This is a genomic window from Paracoccus versutus (assembly GCF_000763885.1).
Classification (GTDB): Bacteria; Pseudomonadota; Alphaproteobacteria; order Rhodobacterales; family Rhodobacteraceae; genus Paracoccus; species Paracoccus versutus.
This window is the reverse complement of record NZ_JRKO01000161.1, coordinates 1-1239: the sequence shown is the minus strand read 5'-3', so window position 1 is coordinate 1239 and position 1239 is coordinate 1. Positions and strand designations below refer to the sequence as shown.

The 1239-nt window shown below is 68.4% G+C and carries 1 protein-coding gene; it reads left to right on the top strand.

From position 1 onward, the window contains the following. Positions 1–39: 39 nt before the first annotated feature. Positions 40–1164: a DcaP family trimeric outer membrane transporter gene (locus IT40_RS26420; RefSeq protein WP_036761489.1), complete on the top strand. Its 1125-nt coding sequence runs from the start codon at positions 40–42 to the stop codon at positions 1162–1164. The last annotated feature ends 75 nt before the right edge of the window (positions 1165–1239 follow it).

The following is a 1239-nucleotide window of genomic DNA, read 5'->3' as shown; positions in this document are numbered from 1 at the left end:
GTGCGGCGCGATGCATCACCAGGCTCAGGGAGGAGCACCATGAAGAAGACCCATATCGGCGGGCTTGGCCTCGCCGCGCTGGCGGCCGGGCTTGCCGCCCTGCCCGCCGCCGCGCAGACGCTGGAGGACCGCGTCGCCGCGCTCGAGGCGCGCCAGGCCCAGCCGGCCGGCCTGACCACGCCCACCGGCTTCACGCTGAACTTCTACGGCTACGTCAAGGGCGACCTGATCTACGACAACAGCCACGACCTCGGCATCCATTCGGGCGGCATCGCCGGCATCACCGCCGCCAGCACCGAGGATTCCGCCAGCCGCGCCCATGCCTACCAAAGCCGCATCGGCATCCGCGGCGCCCAATCCACCGACATGGGCGAGCTGAAGTTCAACCTCGAGGGCGACTTCCTGGGCGGCGGCGGCGGCACCTTCCGCCTGCGCCACGCCTTCGGCGAGCTGAACGGCCTGCTCGCCGGCCAGACCTGGAGCCTGTTCACCCCGGTGGGCGAACTGCCGGCCTTCATCGACGCCAACGGCCAGACCGGCGCCCCGGCCTATCGCGTCGGCCAGGTCCGCTATACCGCCGAATTCGGCGACACCTCGGCCGCGCTCTCGCTCGAAGAGGACAACTCGGCGCTCAAGGACCGCGTCGCCATCGCCGCCGCGGTGACGCAGAAATTCGCGCAGGGCAGCGTGAAGCTGGCCGCGATCTCGCGCAGCCTGGAGCATCCGGTGAACGGCGTCGAATCCAGCTGGGGCGCGACGATCAGCGCCAATGCCAAGCTGTGGGAGGGCGGGCTGATCCAGGCCTCCTACACCCAGGGCGACGGCATTTCCTCGCTGCTGCCGGCCTGGAGCGCGACCTATGCCCCCGAGCTGGACGCGAATGGCCAGGCCATCGGCGCCAAGGGCTACGGCATCGCGCTGAGCCATGCGATCACCCCGCAATTCGAGATCGGCGCGGGCTATGGCGTCAACGACTACGACGATCATGCCGGCGCGGCAGCGGACGGCACCGACAAGCTGAGCGCGGTGCATCTGAACGTCAAGTACAAGCCGGTCAAGCCGGTGACGCTGGGCCTGGAATACATCAGGGCCGAGCGCCGCCAGTTCGACGGCGCCAGGTTCGACAACGACAGGATCCAGTTCGCCGCGCAATACAGCTTCTGAAACCGAACGAACCTCAATCTCTCTCTCGTGAAAAAGGCCGCTGGCGTCCGAAAGGATGCCAGCGGCCAACTCGTC

What these genes read in the sequence shown, in the direction of transcription:
- IT40_RS26420 (WP_036761489.1), top strand. Translation starts at nt 40, where the DNA reads ATGAAGAAGACCCATATCGGCGGGCTTGGCCTCGCCGCGCTGGCGGCC.